The organism is Streptomyces sp. NBC_00236 (assembly GCF_036195045.1).
Taxonomy (GTDB): domain Bacteria; phylum Actinomycetota; class Actinomycetes; order Streptomycetales; family Streptomycetaceae; genus Streptomyces.
Map to the genome: position 1 here is coordinate 4,802,634 of NZ_CP108100.1, position 16,057 is coordinate 4,818,690.

The window sequence follows — 16,057 nt, forward strand, 5'->3', positions numbered from 1 at the left end:
TGGAGGTACGTCCGTACGGGGACGGGGCAGCCCGCCCCCGTACGCACCCCGGTCAGCCCAGGTCGACCGGGAGGTCGAACAGGTCGTTCTGGGTGACGATCGGCTTGTTCCGCAGCTCGGAGGCCGGTACGGCCAGCTCCAGTTCCGGGAAGCGCTCGTACAGGGCGGGCAGCGCGACGCCCGCCTCCAGGCGGGACAGCGCCGCGCCCGGGCAGACGTGCGGGCCGTGGCCGAAGGCGATGTGGCGGTTGGGGGTGCGGCCCGCGTCGAACTCACCGGCGGTCGGGCCGTACTGCGCCTCGTCCCGGCCCAGCGCGCCGAAGGAGACGATCAGGGCCTCTCCCTTGGGCAGGACCTTGTCCCCGACGGCCACGTCCTCCGTCGCGAAACGGATCAGGACGTGCGAGGTCGGGGTGTTCCAGCGCAGGGTCTCCTCGATCACGTTCTCCCACGGCAGTTCGCCTGAGAGGACCTGCTTGCGCTGCTCGGGGTGGGTTTCGAGAGCGACGACGGCGTTGACGATCAGGCTGATCGTCGTCTCGTGGCCCGCCGCGATGATCAGCTGGAGGGTGTTGACGATCTCCTCGTTGGTGAGGTGGTCGCCGTCCTCGGAGGCCGCGATCAGGGCGCTGGTCAGGTCGTCGCCCGGCTCGGCCCGCTTCGCGTCGACGATCTTCGTGAAGAGCGTGCCGAGGTCCGCCATCATCTGCGGGACCTCCTCCGGCGGCGTCTGCGTCGAGAAGAACTTCTCGAAGAGTTCCTTGAGGCGGGGGTGGTCGGCGCCGTCGACGCCCATCAGCTCGCTGATCACGTTCATCGGCAGCGGGTAGGCGAACTCGGCCTTCAGGTCGACCTTCTCGCCCTTGGGCAGGGCCGCGAGCCGGTCCAGGCTCGCGGTCGTCAGCGCCTCGATGCCCGCGCGCAGCCGCTCCACCCGCTTCACGGTGAGGGCCTGCGCGACCAGGGTGCGCAGCCGGCGGTGGTCGGCGCCGTCGACCGTCAGCATGGAGCGGCCCGGGTTGGCCAGGCCGATCAGCGGCCAGTCCATCGGGATCTCGCCGCGCTGCCAGGCGCCCCAGACGTTGATGTCCTTCACGATGCGGGAGTCGGTCAGCAGCTGTCTCGCCTCGGCGTGGTGCGTGACCGCGTAGCAGTGCACCCCGCCGGGCAGCTCCACCTCGGCGAGCGGACCCGCGGCGCGCAGGGCGGCGCTCTCGCCGTCGAGGTCGGCGACGAACGGGTCGAGGGCGATGCGGGTCATGTCTGGCCTCCGTTGGCGGATCCTGTGGCGGGGGTGGGAGTGAAGGCGACGGGCAGGTCCGTCAGGCCCCGCAGCCATGGGGAGGGGCGCCGGGTGAGCTGCTCGGCGGGGACGTCCAGGTCGATGTCCGGGAGGCGGTCCAGGAGGACCTCGATGCCGGTACGGGCGATGACCTCGGCGGTCTCCTGGGCCGGGAACGGGCAGCGGTGCTCGCCGTGGCCGAAGGAGAGGAACGCGTTGTTGCCGCCGGTCAGCGCGGAGCCGTCGGTGCGGACCTGCGGGTCGGCGTTGGCGGCGGCGATCCCGAGGAGCAGCAGGTCGCCCGCCTGGATGTGACGGCCCCCGAGATGGGTGTCGCGCGAGGCCCAGCGGCCGGCGACGTTCTGGGTCGGGGTGTCCTCCCAGAGGACTTCGTTCATGGCCTCGGCGACGCTGTGCCGGCCGCCGGAGAGCGAGGCGGCGAAGCGGTCGTCGGTGAGCATCAGCCGCAGCGAGTTGCCCATCCAGTCGGCGGTCGGCTGGTGGCCTGCGGCCATCATGACCATGAGGTCCTGCATGACCTCCTCGTCCGTGAAGGCGCCGGGGTCGGCCAGCATCCGGGTGGCGACGTCGTCGCCGGGTTCGGCGTGCTTGTCGGCCAGCAGTGTGAACATCGTGGCGCCGAGGTGCTGTTGGCCGGCCAGGGCGCGTTCCCGGCCGTCGATCATGTCGTTGATCGAGCCGACGAGCGCGTCGCCGTCCTCGTCGCTGACGCCGTAGATCCTGGCGAGGACGCGGGCGGGGAGCAGCATCGCGTACTCGGCGATGATGTCGACCGAGCCCTTGGAGCAGAACCGGTCGATGAGTTCGTCGGCGAACTCCTCCGCGTACCGCTTGAGGGCGAACGGGTCGACCGCCTCCAGGGCGTTGCTGATCATCCGGGCGCGCTCGACGTGGCGCGGACCGACCGTGTAGAGGATCGACGGCTGCTTGCGGCCGATCATCGGGAGCAGCGGCCAGTCGTCGGGGATGTGCTCCCACTGGCTCCAGAGGTCGGAGTCGCGGCTGAACAGCACCGGGTCGCTGGTGACCTGGTGCAGTTCGCGGTAGCCGAGGATCAGCCAGGCCGGGACGTCGCCGTCCAGGACGACGGGGGCCACGGCACCGTGGTCGCGGCGCATCTCCCGGTACAGCTGGGTGGGTTCGGTCTGGAACCGCGGGCCGGACAGCGGTACGCGTCCGTGCGCGGGGCAGCCCGGGGGTGGTTCTGGCGGCTGGGTCACGGGGTGGGCTCCGGGGTCTTCTCCGGAGCGGTTTCCGGACGGGTGGCGGAGGAGACGGAGGCGGCGGATCCGGCCGTGCCCCGAGAGAGGGCGTACAAGTGCTCCACCAGCGTGATCAGGACGTACTTGCTGGAGGAGCGGTCCCGGGCGTCGCACTCCACGAGCGGTACGTCGTCCGAGAGGGCGAGCGCCTCACGGATCTGCTGCTCGGTGTGGAGCGGGCCGCCGAAGTCGTTGCACGCCACGATGAACGGGGTGCCGTGGTGCTCCAGGCGGTCGATGGCGTACCAGGAGTCGGCGAGGCGCCGGGTGTCGACGAGGACGACGGCGCCCAGGGTTCCGGAGAACAGCCGGTCCCACAGGAACCAGAAGCGCTCCTGGCCGGGTGCGCCGAAGAGGTACAGCACGGAGCGTGCGTCGAGCGTGATCCGGCCGAAGTCGAAGGCGACGGTGGTGGACGTCTTCGACTGCACCCCGTCGAGGTGGTCGACGGCCTCGCCCGCGCGGGTCATCGTCTCCTCCGTGTTGAGCGGACGGATCTCGCTCACGGATCGGACCATGGTGGTCTTGCCGACCCCGAAGCCGCCGACGACGACTATTTTCAGTCCGTTGTCGGCCGTGGCCTGCAGGGCGGCACGGTCAGAGGTTGCGGAGTCCAACGAGCACCTGTTCCAGGATGTCGGGGTCGGGGAGCCGGTCCGCGACACGTGCGGTACGGGGGTGGCGGGCGCTGATCCGGCCGGTGTCGAGCAGATCGCACAGCAGGATGCGCACGATGCTGACGGGCAGGTTCAGTCCGGCGGCGAGTTCGACGACCGCGGTGGGCCGTTCGCACATCCGCAGGATCGTGACGTGCTCCGACTGCATGCCGGGGGCCGGCTCGCATTCGGAGACGACCAGCGTCACCAGGTCGAAGGCGGCCGAATCGGACCGGCTGCGGCCACCGGTGAGGGTGTACAGCCGGTCCGGGTCGTCGTCCCGGCCGGGGCGGGGGCGGGGCGTCATACGGTCGCGGTCTCGGAGGCCTGGACGGACTCGCGCGGCGGGGCGACGAGATGCTCGCCGAGCTGCTCCACGAGCTCGCTCATGTTGTGGCCGACGAGGCCGACATCGGCGGTGTCGGAGGCGACGACCGCGAGGTGGGCGCCTGCCCCCGCCTCCACGATGAACAGCACCCCGCCGTAGAACTCGGCCATCGCGGAGCGTACGCCGCCGGTGCCGTCACCGAACTCGACGGACGCGCCGTGCGAGAGGCTCTGGATTCCGGCCGAGATCGCGGCCAGCTGGTCCGCCTGGTCGACGGAGAGCTCGGGGGTACGGCACAGCTTGAGGCCGTCCCTGGACAGCACGAGGGCGTGACGGGCGCCGGGGGTGCGCTCAAGGAGCCCCTCCAGCAGCCAGTTGAGCTTCTCGTCGGTGGTCGCGGTCATCGGGTGTTGCCTTCCGGGTGCGGGGAGTTGGGCCGTACGGCCTGGCGGAAGCTGCTGAAGCGGGCTGCCTGGGCCTTGGGGTCGGACGTACGGGACCGGGGGGTGGAGCCGTCGGCCGTCTCGGCCTCCGACGCTTCGGAGGCCGCCCGCGCGCGGGACTCGGCGGCGGCCAGGGTGCGGCCGCGCGAGCGCTTGGGCAGGCCGCTCTCGCCGAACCGGGGGAGGCCGCCGGTGGTCTCCGAGCCGGAGTCGGAGCGCAGGGGCTCCTGGGGGCGGGCGGTGTCGGGGGCCTCGGCGACGGTGCGGTCGGCGCCGGAGGCGTGGACCGGCTCGGGCTCGCGCGGGGCGGGGACGGCCGGTTCGGCGGGTTCGGGTGCGGGCACCGGGGTGCGGGTGATGATCTCCTGCGGGAGCATCATCAGCGCACCCGTGCCGCCGCGCGCCGAGGGCCGGAACGAGACGGTCAGACCGTGCTTGCGGGCGAGGCGGCCGACGACGGCGAGGCCGAGCCGGGTGCCGGAGAGGCCGGTCAGGTCCTGGTCGGTCGCGGAGACGGCCCGCTCCGCGCGGCGCAGCTGCACGTCGCTCATGACCAGACCGCTGTCCTCGACGGTCAGCACGATGCCGGCCGGGACCTCTTCGACGTACACGTGGACCTCGGCCGTGGGCGGCGAGAAGTTCGCGGCGTTGTCGAGGAGTTCGGCCAGTGCGTGCATGACGCCCTCGGCCGCGTGGCCGGCGATGGCGACGTCGCTGGTCGAGTGGAGACGGATGCGCTGGTATCCGCTGATCCGGCCCATCGCGCCGCGCAGGATGGACTCCATCACGATCGGCTTCGCCCAGCGCCGCCCGGAGCGGGCTCCGGTCAGCACGGCGATGGAGTCGGCCAGCCGGCCCGCCTGGGCGGTGCGGTGGTCCAGGTGCAGCAGGTCGCCCAGGACGTCCTCGGCGGAGTGCCGGTGCTCCATGTCGCGCAGGTCGGCGAGCATGCTGGTGGCCAGGGCCTGCATGCGTCCGGCGGCGTTGGCGCAGGCGGCGACGGCGGCGGAGCGCTCGGTTTCACTGCGGGCGGCGCGGGCCTTGAGGCGCGCGTTGTCGACGGTGAGCCGCTCGGAGCCGGCCGCGGCCTCCTTGGCGACGCGGGCCGTCTCGGCGGCTGCCGCGGCCTTGATCCGGGCGGTCTCGGCGGTGAACCGCTGGGCCTCGGCGGCGGAGGCCGACACCATCCGCGAGGTCTCGGCGGTGAACCGCCCGCTCTCGGCCGCGAGCAGTTCGCGGAGCCGGCGCGCGGTGAGGCGGGCGTGTACGGCGGTGGCGACGGCGGCGGAGAGCAGCACTGCGGCGGCGCTCGCCCCCCAGGCCACTGCGGTCCTGGCCGAGTCGGGAGCGGCGGCGGCCGCCCACAGACACAGGGATCCGGTGAGGGCCACGGTGACCAGCAGGGCCAGTGCGGTCGGCCGGGTTGAGGGGCGCAAGCGGAGTCCTCGGGGAGCGGACGGTGACGGATGGGACGGTTCGGGCGAGTCGTGACTGGGGTGATCAAATGCGACAACTGGAACACATGATTCCCAGACAAGTCTGAGTCACTATATGAGAATTGACGATCTGTTTGGGAAGAACTTGTGGTGTTCTCTGTTCCATTTGTGTTTGCGAGTCCGGCATATTCCGACGTACTGACGTAATCGGCGGAAACGCACGGGGGCTGTCGGGCGGGGCGGCCGGACGAGTCCGCCGGGCCGACGGCATCCTGGCCGCATGGCATCCGGCAACGCTCCGACCGGCAACCCCCCGACCGGCAACCCTCCGCACGGTGGCATCCCCGACGCGCTCGTCCGTGAACTGCGCGCCTCCGTACGGGGCGAGGTCGCGTTCGACGCCACCGCGCGGGCCCTGACGACGATGGACGCCTCCAACTACCGCCGGGTGCCGCTCGGAGTCGTCGCCCCGCGCGACGCCGACGACATCGCCGCCACGCTGGCCGTCTGCCGGGCGCACGGCGTGCCCGTCGTGCCGCGCGGCGGCGGGACGTCCATCGCCGGGCAGGCCACCGGCACCGGCGTCGTCCTCGACCTGACCCGCCACCTGCGGTCGATCGTCGAACTGGACGCCGGCGCACGGACCGCCGTGGTCCAGCCGGGCGTCGTCCTGGACGACCTGCGGGCCGCCGCCGCCCCGCACGGGCTCACCTTCGGCCCGGACCCCTCCACCCACAGCCGCTGCACCATCGGCGGCATGATCGGCAACAACTCCTGCGGCTCCCACTCGGTCGCCTGGGGCACCACCGCCGACAACGTCCACGCCCTGACCGTCGCCCGCTACGGCGGCGACACCCTGCGCCTGGAACGAGGCGCCGAAGGCCCCGCCGGACTCCGCGAACTGGTCGCCGGCCACCTCGCCCTCCTGCGCACCGGATACCCCGAACTCCCGCGCCGCATCTCCGGATACGCCCTCGACGCCCTGCTCCCCGAGAACGGACCCGACCCCGCCCGCGCGTTCTGCGGGAGCGAGGGCACGCTCGGCGTGGTGACGGAGGCGACGCTGCGCCTGGTCGAGGCCCCCGCCGCCCGCGCGCTCGCCGTCCTCGGCTACGCCGACGAGTCCGCGGCCGCCGAGGCCGCCCCCGGCCTCCTGCCCTTCCACCCGCTGACGGTGGAGGGCATGGCCGCCGACCTCGTACGCGAACCGGCCGGACTGCCCCGCGGCGCCGCCTGGCTCTTCGCGGAGACGGGCGGCGCCACCCCGGCCGAGGCCCGCGCGCACGCCGAGCGGATCGTGCGCGCCGCGTCCGCCGACGCGGTGGACGCCGCAGTCGTCACCGACCCCGCCGGGCAGCGGGCCCTGTGGCGGATCCGCGAGGACGCGGCCGGGACGGCGACCCGCATGCCGGGCGGAGGCGAGGCCTGGCCCGGATGGGAGGACTGCGCCGTGCCGCCCGCCCGGCTCGGCCCCTACCTCCGCGACTTCCGCGCCCTGCTCGCCGAACACGGCCTGCGCGGCACCCCGTACGGGCACTTCGGCGACGGCTGCATCCACGTCCGCATCGACTTCGACCTGCTGACCGCCGACGGCGTGGCCCGCTTCCGCCGCTTCTCCGAGGACCTGGCCTCGCTCGTCGTCGCCCACGGCGGCTCCCTGTCCGGCGAACACGGCGACGGCCAGGCACGCGCCGAACTGCTCCCCAAGATGTACGGGAACGAACTCGTCGCCCTCTTCGGCCGGTTCAAGGACCTCTGGGACCCCGACGGCGGCATGAACCCGGGCATCCTCACCCGCCCGGCCCGCCTCGACGAGAACCTCCGCTTCGAGGTGCTCCCGAAAGAGCCGGTCGACGTCGTGTTCGGCTATCCGCACGACGGCGGAGACTTCTCCGCAGCGGTCCGCAGATGCGTCGGCGTCGCCAAGTGCCGTACGGAACAGGCCTCGGGCCCGTCCGTCATGTGCCCCTCCTTCCGCGCGACCGGCGAGGAGGCCCACTCCACGCGCGGCCGGGCCCGGCTGCTGCACGAGATGCTGGCCGGCACCGCGGGTGGCGTGATCACGGACGGCTGGCGCTCGACGGAGGTGCGCGACGCGCTCGACCTGTGCCTGTCCTGCAAGGGCTGCCGCAGCGACTGCCCGGTGGGTGTCGACATGGCCACGTACAAGGCGGAGTTCCTGCACCACCACTACCGGGGGCGGCTGCGGCCCGCCGCGCACTACGCGATGGGGTGGCTGCCCCGGTGGCTGCGCCTCGCATCCCCCCTCGCGGGTGCGCTCAACGCCCTGGCCCGGGTGCGCCCGCTCGCGGTCCTGGCCAGGAGGGCGGCGGGCATCGCGCCGGAGCGCGGGATCCCGGTCCTGGCGCGGGAGACGTTCACCCGGTGGCTCCTGCGGCGTCAGGGCAAGGGGACGTTTCTCCACTCCAACGACCAGGTGGCGTTCCTGTGGCCGGACACCTTCACCGAACACCTCTCGCCCGAGGTGGGCCGGGCGGCGGTCCGCGTGCTGGAGGCGGCGGGACGGACGGCGCTGACGCCCGGGAACGGCCTGTGCTGCGGCCTCACCTACGTCTCGACCGGCCAGCTGACCCGGGCCCGCAAGGTGATGCGCCGCACGCTGGAGCGGCTGGGCGGCGTGCTCGGCAGCCCCGTGATCGTCCTGGAACCGAGCTGTGCGGCGACGCTCCGCACGGATCTGCCGGAGCTCCTGCCCGACGACCCCCGCGCCGCCGAACTGGCCGCCTCCGTGCGCACCTTGGCCGAGTACCTGGAGGAGTGCGCCCCGGAGTGGGAGCCCCCGCGTCTCGACCGGCCGGTCACCGGCCAGACGCACTGCCACCAGCACGCGGTCCTGGGCGATGCGGCGGACCGTCGGCTGCGCGAACGGGCTGGTCTGAGCGGTGAGTTGACGGGAGGCTGCTGCGGCCTGGCGGGCAACTTCGGCTTCGAGCGGGGCCACTGGGAGGTTTCGGTGGCCTGCGCGGAGGACCAGCTGCTGCCCGCGGTGCGGGGCGCGTCGCAGGACGCGGTGGTCCTGGCGGACGGGTTCTCCTGCCGGACCCAGCTGGCCCAGGTGGGAGGTGTGCGGGCGCGGCACCTCGCGGAGGTGCTGGCGGAGGGGCTGGAGCGGGACCTAAGGGCCTGAGTCGCCGGAGGTGCCGGCGGAGGCGTCCCGGGCCACGATCTCGCGGGCCAGGGCGGCGAGGTCGCCGAGCGCCGGGTGGCCGGGGGCGTCGCGGCGGGCGAGCAGTACCGGGAGGGCCGGGGCGTCCACGAGCGGGCGGTAGGCGACCCCGGGATGCGGGTGTATTCCGGCTGTCGACGCGGCGGAGACCCCGGTCCCGCGCCCGGCCGCGATGGCGGCGAGCCAGTCGTCGGTGTTGGCGACGGTCAGGGTGGCGGCGGGGCGGGCGGACGGCGGCCACAGTTCGGGGGTGGTGGTGCCGGAGACGGTGTTCAGGACGACGGTGCCGGTCGCCAGGTCGGCCAGCCGGAGCGTGGCGCGGGAGGCGAGGGGGCCGTCCGCCGCCACGGCCGCGACCCGCTCCTCCTCGTACAGCACCTCCGTGACGAGCCCCGGCGCGTCCACGGGGCCGCGCAGCAGGGCGGCGTCGACCTCGCCGCGGGTCAGCCCGGCGGTGCGGTCGTCGATCCGGCGGAGTTCGAGCGGAGTCCGCGGGTAGCGCTCCTGCCAGCTCCGGAGCAGCGGGGTGGTGTAGCGCCCGAACGCGGACCAGGCGTGGCCGAGGCGCAGCGGCCACCGGCGCAGTCCCTCGGCGTCGGTCGCGGCGTCGAAGGCGGCGACCGCCGCGGCCGCCCGGTCGCGGAAGGCGACGCCCTCGGGGGTGAGCTCCAGGTGGTGGGTGGAACGGTCGACGAGCCGGACGCCGAGATGGCGCTCCAGGGCGGCCAGGGTGCGCGAGACGGCCGGCTGGGTGAGGCGGAGCCCGGCTGCCGCCCGGGTGATGCTGGACTCCTCCGCGACGGCGAGGAAGGCCCGCAGATGGCGGATCTCGATGGCGCGGTGGGTGTTTCCGGCGCTGCTGCCCGCGCTCCTGCCCGCGGCGTCGCCCGCGCCCTGTCCCGTGCTCATGCGTGTGGAGCATAACGGGAGCCCAATCGGCATTTCACGCGCCGCGCTCAGGTCCCTACGGTAAAGGGATGGGCTGCATGAGGTGAGTGCAGTATCTTCAATTCAACAGTGCATTGTGTTGCACTTTTTGCTCCGTGAACTCAGAAAGTCAGGCCAACAGGTGAACGACCAGGGCACCGCCGCAGAACCGGCCGCCGCCGCAGTCGCCGTCCCCCAGGCGGTCACCGCCCTCGGCGGCGGACCCCGCACCGGAGGCCGCAGGGCGGCGCTCACGCCGGTGGCGCTGGTGGTCGCGGGCGGGCTCTCCGTCCAGTTCGGCTCGGCGGTCGCGGTGCTGCTGATGCCGAAGGCCGGCGCGCTCGGCGTCGTCACGCTGCGACTCGCCGCCGCGGCTCTCGTCCTGCTCGTCGTCTGCCGCCCGAAGCTGCGTGGCCACTCGCGGGCCGACTGGGGCACGGTGGTGGCCTTCGGCCTCGCCATGGGCGGCATGAACACGCTCTTCTACCAGGCCGCCGACCGCATCCCGCTCGGCGCCGCGGTGACGCTGGAGGTGCTGGGCCCGCTCGCCCTCTCGGTGATCGCCTCGCGCCGCCTCGTCAACGTGGTCTGGGCCGGGCTCGCGCTGGGCGGTGTGCTGCTGCTGAGCGGCGGGGGCTTCGACCGGCTCGATCCGGTGGGCGCCGCGTACGCACTTGGCGCAGGTGCCATGTGGGCGGCCTATATCGTCTTCAGCGCCCGCACCGGCCGCCGCTTCCCGCAGGCCGACGGACTGGCCCTGGCGATGGTGGTGGCGGCCGTCCTCTCGCTGCCGCTCGGCATCATGGAGTCGGGTTCGAAACTCCTCGTCCCGTCCACGCTCGGCCTGGGCGCCGCCGTAGCGCTGCTGAGCTCGGTCCTGCCGTACACGCTCGAACTCATGGCGCTGCGCCGGCTGCCCGCGCCCACCTTCGCCATCCTGATGAGCCTGGAACCCGCGATCGCGGCAGCGGCCGGCTTCCTCATCCTCGACCAGGCCCTCTCCACGACGGACGCCCTGGCCATCGCGCTCGTCATCGGCGCGAGCATGGGAGCGGTACGCGGTCAGATCGGCCCCTCCCGGCGCGGCGGGAGGTCTCGGCGGGTTACCGGGCGACCTGCTCCGTGACGCGCTGGACCGCCTTGACGGCAAGGTCGGGGCGGTCCAGGTAGATGTGGTGGGTGCTGCCGGCGGCCGTGCTGAGCTTGCTGTTGCCGGAAATCCCGGCCCACTTGCGCTGCCCCTCGGTCCACACCTTCTCCAGGCCGTCCCCGTACACGGGGAACGTGCCGAGGTACTTGGTGCCGTGCTGGATGACCTCCACCGGGATGCTCCCGGCCGAGCTCACCTCGCCGTCGGGGAAGACGAGCTTCTCCTGGTTCTCACCCTTGGAGGTCCTGGCGGTCGCGGTGCGCAGCTGAGCGCTGGTGCCGGTGGCCGACGCGGGGATCACCTTCTCGATGTCAGCGCTCGACGTCGGCGAGGTGGCGTCCATCAGCACCAGGCCCTTGACCCGGTCCTGGTGCTCCGGGGCGTACCGGCCGGCGAGGAGCCCGCCCAGCGAGTGGCCGGCCAGGACGACCGGGATGTCACCGGCGACCTGGTCGAGCACGCCGGTGAGGATCTTCCCGCCGGCGGTGATGGACTGAGGGCCGGCCGGCTTGTCGCTCCCGCCCTCGCCGAGCCGGTCGTAGGAGCAGACCCGGTGCTGCGTGCTCAGGGTCTTGCGGAAGGCGGCCGTCTTGTCCAGCGCGTCGCCCAGCCCGGCCATCACGACCACGACCGGCTTGCCGTCCTTCCGGTCTCCGGAGCAGGCGATGGCCACCGAGCTGCCCTGGATGGTGACCTTCTTCGTTCCGGAGAGCTCGTCCAGGGCGGGCTTCGACACCGAAGGGTCGCCGTCGAGCCCCTCCAGGAAGCCTTCGTCGTCGTCCTCGCAGGCCACGAGACCCGCACCGATCGCGGTGATGCACAGTGCTGCCATGACGGTCTTCCTGATGATGCGCGTCACTTCGTTCTCCGAACGGGGAGGTGAGTGGGGGGAGTTGTCTGCTTCTGCGGCTGTGTTCCTCCGCTGGCCCGAACGTTACGGAGACGGCGGCCGTGAATCGTCACCTCGCGGAGCGCACCTGCGCGTAGCTCGCACGGGGGACGGGGGCGGGGCGGCGGGGCTGCCGGTCCACGGATGGCGGGCCCATAGGTGGCGGGAGTCGGCCGGGCGTGGCCGGATATCACTCAACGCGGCAGTACGCGCCAGTAGTTGAAATCGAAACCCCTGGTGCCCAAAGGTTTGGTCAGCTCCTGCGCGGTACATCTTTTCGAACGGGTCTACTCGCATAGATAGGCCCGTTCCCCCTGAAGTGCACCATTCACTCAGCAGGAGAAAGCCTTGACCACGTCATCACCGCTGCGCGTCGCCCTGATCGGGGTCGTGCTGTCCGCGACAGCCCTGATACCCCTCCAGGGCACCGCGTTCGCCGCGCAGCACGACACCGCCGGCCCGGCCGCCCCCGCCCCCGCCTCGGCCACGTCGGTCGCCGGAATCGAGGACGAGACGGCTCTCGCGCTCGCCGGCTCCCTCACCGACCAGGCCTGGCAGAGACAGGTGCGTACGGCCACGCTGGCTGCGGATTCGGTGGACCTGCGGGCGCTGACCGGCGCCTCCACCACGTCTGCGGGCAAGCGCCTCTCCTCGGGCGTCGCCGCGGCCGACCGGGGCGTCGCCGCCGCCAAGGGGCTCGGAAGCGACATGGGTTCGCTGTTGCGGGTCCGCCTGGCGGACCCGTCGATGGAGACGGCGCTCGCCAGGGGTGCGGCCCCGTTGGTGGCCGCGGCCCCGTCCGACGACGACGCGTCGACCTTCACCGCGTACGACAGCGAGGGTGCTGCCCATGAGCTGTCCCTCGACGCCGCCCCCGACCGGCCCGTCTACCTCGTCGACATCGACGGCACCAAGGCTGTCACCGAGGGCATGAAGTTGATCAACGAGGCGCTGGAGGCGAAGGGACTCGACGTACCGGTCCCGGCTGCGCGGCTGAACGCCGTGGCTCCGGCCGCCGCCGCGGGGATCGATACCACGCTCATCAACTCGGTGCGGCTCTCCGACGACGAGGAGCCGTGGTTCAAGGGTGACGCCGAGATCTTCACCCTGGTGACAGGCTTCGGCAAGGACGGCAAGCCGCGCGTCGACACTGTCGAGATGCCCTACCTGAACAAGGACTCCACCACGTACTACCCGAACCAGGTCCTCGTGAACTGGTCGAACTACAAGTACGACATGGCCGACGCCGTGATGATGGAGGACGACGGCGACACCAACTACCAGGCGCTCGCCAAGGCCATCGTCACGGTCCTGCTGACGATCACCGACCAGGGGGTGTACATCCCCCTCGCCGACGCCCTCCTGGACGCCATTCCCACCGCCTGGTGGACCGACGACCCCGACTACGTCGACTCCTGGTACACCCTGGCCAAGTCCACCAAGGGCACGCGCAACGGTGCGGCGGCCAACGGATGGATGAACGTGTCGCCGTACCACGTGGCGGCTCTCTGACCGCTGGGGCCCATTTCGCTCACCCCCCACCGTGCCCGGGGCGGCCTCTCCCTGGAGAGGCCGCCCCGGGCACGGCCATGTTCCACGCCCACAACTTCCCTACGGTCTAGGGTGATCGCGATATCCGACCGGGAGGAAAACATGCCGGAACGCGACGATCTGCTTGCGCTCGTGACCGACCAGCGCACCAATTTTCTCTTCACCGTCGAGAATCTCGACGACACCCAGGCACGCGCCCGCACGACCGTCAGCGAGCTGACGCTGGGCGGACTGCTGAAGCACCTCGGGCTCGTGCAGCGCAGCTGGCTGGACGTCATCGAGGGCACCGCCCCCGCGAAGATCGACTGGGCGGACCTCGACCCCGACGGCAACCGGATGACGGACACCGAGAAGCTGCCCGACCTCCTGGAGGCCTTCCACACCGCGGCGGCCGCGTTCGACCGTACGGTGCGCGAGGAGGCCGACCTCGACCGCGAGGTCACGCTGCCGGTGTACCCGTGGTCACCGCCGGAGCCCGTTCTCTGGACGGTCCGCCGCGTCCTGTGGCACATCTTCCGCGAGATCGCCCACCACAGCGGCCACGCCGACATCATCCGCGAGGCGCTGGACGGCGCCAGCACGACGCTCAGGATGAAGGACGCGGCTGCTGACGCTCACGGCGGCTGACCTTCCCCTCGCCGAGCAGCAAGGGCCGGCCAGACGTTGAAGGAGCCGACGACCGGAAGGCGCCGGCCGCTCCATCGCCGTCGCGCACAGCAAATTCGACGTTCGCTGCACAGACCCGGGTCTGCTCGGGCCGGTGTGCTGTCTCTGCGGATCTCGAACACGCGCTGCCCTGTGGGCGAAGTCCTCGGCGTGTCCGGATCGGGGATGCCGGCACGGCGCCCTCCCTTCTTCGGTGTGGTGCGGAGGTGGGCGTGGTCCGCCGTTCAGTCCGTTCGTGAGGCGCCCTGAGCCGCGAACATCCAGGCCTGCTTCTCGAGTTCGGCGCTGATCGAGATCAGGAGGTCCTGGGTGACCGGGTCGGCCCCCTCGGTGGCGTCGATGCGCTCGCGCAGCCGTGTGGCGGCGGCCCCCAGGGTTTCGACCGTCATCTCGACGGCGTCGTCGTCGCGTATCCAGCCGTCCTTCGGGCTGGGCAGTGCGAACGACGAGGCGATCGTCTCCGGCCGGCCGTCCGGCTGGAGACCGAGCGTCGCAGCCCGTTCGGCGACCGTGTCGGCGGCCTCGCGGATCACCGTGACCAGTTCGTCGAGCTGCAGGTGGATGGAGCGGAAGCGAGGCCCCACGATGTTCCAGTGCGCCTGCTTCCCGATCAGCGAGATCCTGAGGAGGTCCACGAGGGTGCTCTGCAGCGCGCTCCCGGCGACCTGACGGACCGCATCGGGAATCGTGCTCTTCATGACAGTCATACGGCGGTTCTCCTTGCGTCATCGGCTCCGGCGATGCGGAGCAGCGCGACACGTTCCGGTGGCGGGGTGACTGGTGGGCCCGCTCACCGGGCGTCGTCGCGGTGTGGGTTCAGGTGGTGTGGAGGGTGATGGCGGCCTCCTCGGCGCTCTGCCCGATGTGGCCGGTGAACTCGGTCGTCGGAGCGGGGTGCTCCCGGAAAGCGGTTACCGGGAGCACCCCGCGGATCGTTCCGCGGTGGTGCGGCCCGCCGGCGGAGGCCTACTGGGCGGGGCGGAACGGGCGCAGCAGGCGGATGCCGTCCTCGATGGATCCGTCGATCAGTTCGAGCATCTGCGGGACGAGTTCCTGCATCCGGGGCGCGGCGAGGTGGGCGTCGAGGTGGGCGCGGGTCTCCCAGCGTTCGTAGATGACGAACTCGCCGGGCCTGCCCTCGACTTCGTGGGCTTCGTAGTCGATGTTGCCGGGGTCGTTGCGCGATGGGGTGACGGCGGCGGTGACGAACGCCTTGAGGTCGGCCTCCCTGCCCGGCTGCGCTTTCGCGTCCCAGACGACGGTCACGTAGCCGGTGGGTGTTGCGGTCATGGTGATTACTCTTCTGTTCCGTGCTGACGGGCTGTGTGCCGGTACCGGGCCGGTGTCAGCTCTCGATGAAGTCGAGGAGGTCGGCGTTGACGGTATCGGCGTTGACGGTGCACATGCCGTGCGACAGCCCGGGGTAGACCTTCAGGCGCGCGTTCTTGACCAACGTGATCGCCATCTCGGCGGAGGCGGCGATCGGGACGACCTGGTCGTCGTCGCCGTGCATGATGAGCGTGGGCACGTCGATCGCCCGGAGGTCGTCGGTGAAGTCGGTCTCCGAGAACGCCTTGATCCCCTCGTAGTGCGCCTGCGCGCCACCGGCCATCCCCTGACGCCACCAGTTCTGGATGACACCCTGGGACACGTCCGCGCCCGGGCGGTTGAACCCGTAGAACGGCCCGGAGGCGATGTCGAGGTAGAACTGGGAGCGGTTGGTGGCCACACCCTCACGGAAGCCGTCGAAGACCTCGACCGGCAGCCCTCCCGGGTTGGACTCGGTCTGGACCATGAGCGGCGGGACCGCTCCGATGAGGACGGCCTTGGCGACCCGCCCGGCACCGTGCCCGGCGACGTACCGGGCGACCTCTCCACCACCGGTGGAGTGGCCGACGTGGACGACGTCGCGCAGGCCGAGGTGCGCCACCACGGCGGCGGCGTCCGCCGCGTAGTGGTCCATGTCGTGTCCGTGGCCGACCTGGGTGGAGCGCCCGTGCCCGCGGCGGTCGTGGGCGATGACCCGGTAGCCGTGCCGGAGGAGGAACAGCATCTGGGCGTCCCAGTCGTCCGAGCTCAGCGGCCAGCCGTGGTGGAACATGACCGGCCGGCCCGTGCCCCAGTCCTTGTAGAAGATTTCGGTTCCGTCGCTGACGGTGACGAACGGCATGGTCTGCTCCTCGTGGTCTCGCCCGGGTACCGGGCGGATTCGCTGTCTCCACGAGAATGGCTCAGCCGCCCTACCGACAGCCTCCGTCA

15 protein-coding genes are annotated in these 16,057 nt (G+C 71.9%); 4 read left to right on the plus strand and 11 right to left on the minus strand.

The window, feature by feature from the left end:
• Positions 1-52 precede the first annotated feature (52 nt).
• Genes OG446_RS21615 through OG446_RS21640 form a run of 6 tightly spaced genes read right to left on the minus strand, consistent with a single transcriptional unit; the run spans position 53 to position 5,428 of the window.
• Positions 53-1,261: a cytochrome P450 family protein gene (locus OG446_RS21615; protein ID WP_328895600.1), complete on the minus strand. Its 1,209-nt coding sequence runs from the start codon at positions 1,259-1,261 to the stop codon at positions 53-55.
• Complete coding sequence (locus OG446_RS21620; RefSeq protein WP_328895601.1) at positions 1,258-2,523, minus strand: cytochrome P450; 1,266 nt, start codon at positions 2,521-2,523, stop codon at positions 1,258-1,260. The genes OG446_RS21615 and OG446_RS21620 overlap by 4 nt, the downstream gene beginning before the upstream one ends.
• A complete protein-coding gene (locus tag OG446_RS21625) occupies positions 2,520-3,182 on the minus strand; it encodes a GTP-binding protein (RefSeq protein ID WP_328895602.1) in 663 nt (220 codons plus the stop codon). The genes OG446_RS21620 and OG446_RS21625 overlap by 4 nt, the downstream gene beginning before the upstream one ends.
• Entirely contained in the window at positions 3,163-3,528 is a 366-nt protein-coding gene (locus OG446_RS21630; RefSeq protein WP_219573777.1) for a DUF742 domain-containing protein, read from the minus strand. Before OG446_RS21630 ends, OG446_RS21625 begins: the two co-directional genes overlap by 20 nt.
• Entirely contained in the window at positions 3,525-3,953 is a 429-nt protein-coding gene (locus OG446_RS21635; protein ID WP_326658935.1) for a roadblock/LC7 domain-containing protein, read from the minus strand. The genes OG446_RS21630 and OG446_RS21635 overlap by 4 nt, the downstream gene beginning before the upstream one ends.
• Positions 3,950-5,428, minus strand: coding sequence for an ATP-binding protein (locus tag OG446_RS21640; RefSeq protein ID WP_328895603.1), 1,479 nt, complete (start codon positions 5,426-5,428; stop codon positions 3,950-3,952). The genes OG446_RS21635 and OG446_RS21640 overlap by 4 nt, the downstream gene beginning before the upstream one ends.
• 280 nt (positions 5,429-5,708) lie before the next feature.
• Between OG446_RS21640 and OG446_RS21645 the strand changes: the two genes are divergently transcribed.
• On the plus strand, positions 5,709-8,576 hold the full coding sequence (locus tag OG446_RS21645) for an FAD-binding and (Fe-S)-binding domain-containing protein (RefSeq protein ID WP_389261196.1): 2,868 nt from the start codon (positions 5,709-5,711) through the stop codon (positions 8,574-8,576).
• Here OG446_RS21645 and OG446_RS21650 read toward each other — a convergent pair.
• The gene (locus tag OG446_RS21650; protein WP_328895604.1) at positions 8,565-9,524 is read right to left on the minus strand and encodes a LysR family transcriptional regulator; all 960 of its coding nucleotides are present in this window, start codon (positions 9,522-9,524) and stop codon (positions 8,565-8,567) included. The genes OG446_RS21645 and OG446_RS21650 overlap by 12 nt on opposite strands.
• Before the next feature lie 160 nt (positions 9,525-9,684).
• Here OG446_RS21650 and OG446_RS21655 point away from each other — a divergent pair, with 160 nt between their 5' ends.
• Positions 9,685-10,668 (plus strand): EamA family transporter, encoded by a 984-nt coding sequence (locus tag OG446_RS21655; RefSeq protein WP_328895605.1) that lies wholly within the window; start codon positions 9,685-9,687, stop codon positions 10,666-10,668.
• Here the strand turns inward: OG446_RS21655 and OG446_RS21660 are convergent.
• Positions 10,646-11,524: an alpha/beta fold hydrolase gene (locus OG446_RS21660; RefSeq protein WP_328895606.1), complete on the minus strand. Its 879-nt coding sequence runs from the start codon at positions 11,522-11,524 to the stop codon at positions 10,646-10,648. The genes OG446_RS21655 and OG446_RS21660 overlap by 23 nt on opposite strands.
• A 405-nt stretch (positions 11,525-11,929) precedes the next feature.
• Between OG446_RS21660 and OG446_RS21665 the strand changes: the two genes are divergently transcribed.
• Together OG446_RS21665 and OG446_RS21670 are read left to right on the plus strand one after the other, a co-directional pair.
• The gene (locus tag OG446_RS21665) at positions 11,930-13,093 is read left to right on the plus strand and encodes a DUF3103 family protein (RefSeq protein WP_328895607.1); all 1,164 of its coding nucleotides are present in this window, start codon (positions 11,930-11,932) and stop codon (positions 13,091-13,093) included.
• A gap of 141 nt (positions 13,094-13,234) precedes the next feature.
• Positions 13,235-13,759, plus strand: a complete 525-nt coding sequence (locus OG446_RS21670) for a DinB family protein (protein WP_328895608.1) — start codon at positions 13,235-13,237, stop codon at positions 13,757-13,759.
• 263 nt (positions 13,760-14,022) lie between these two features.
• On the opposite strand, the gene OG446_RS21675 is transcribed toward OG446_RS21670, so the two are convergent.
• From OG446_RS21675 to OG446_RS21685, 3 genes are all read right to left on the minus strand, one after another.
• The gene (locus tag OG446_RS21675) at positions 14,023-14,505 is read right to left on the minus strand and encodes a Dps family protein (RefSeq protein WP_328895609.1); all 483 of its coding nucleotides are present in this window, start codon (positions 14,503-14,505) and stop codon (positions 14,023-14,025) included.
• A 259-nt stretch (positions 14,506-14,764) separates the two neighbouring features.
• On the minus strand, positions 14,765-15,088 hold the full coding sequence (locus OG446_RS21680; RefSeq protein ID WP_328895610.1) for a putative quinol monooxygenase: 324 nt from the start codon (positions 15,086-15,088) through the stop codon (positions 14,765-14,767).
• 55 nt (positions 15,089-15,143) lie between these two features.
• Entirely contained in the window at positions 15,144-15,968 is an 825-nt protein-coding gene (locus OG446_RS21685) for an alpha/beta fold hydrolase (RefSeq protein ID WP_328895611.1), read from the minus strand.
• Between the last annotated feature and the right edge of the window lie 89 nt (positions 15,969-16,057).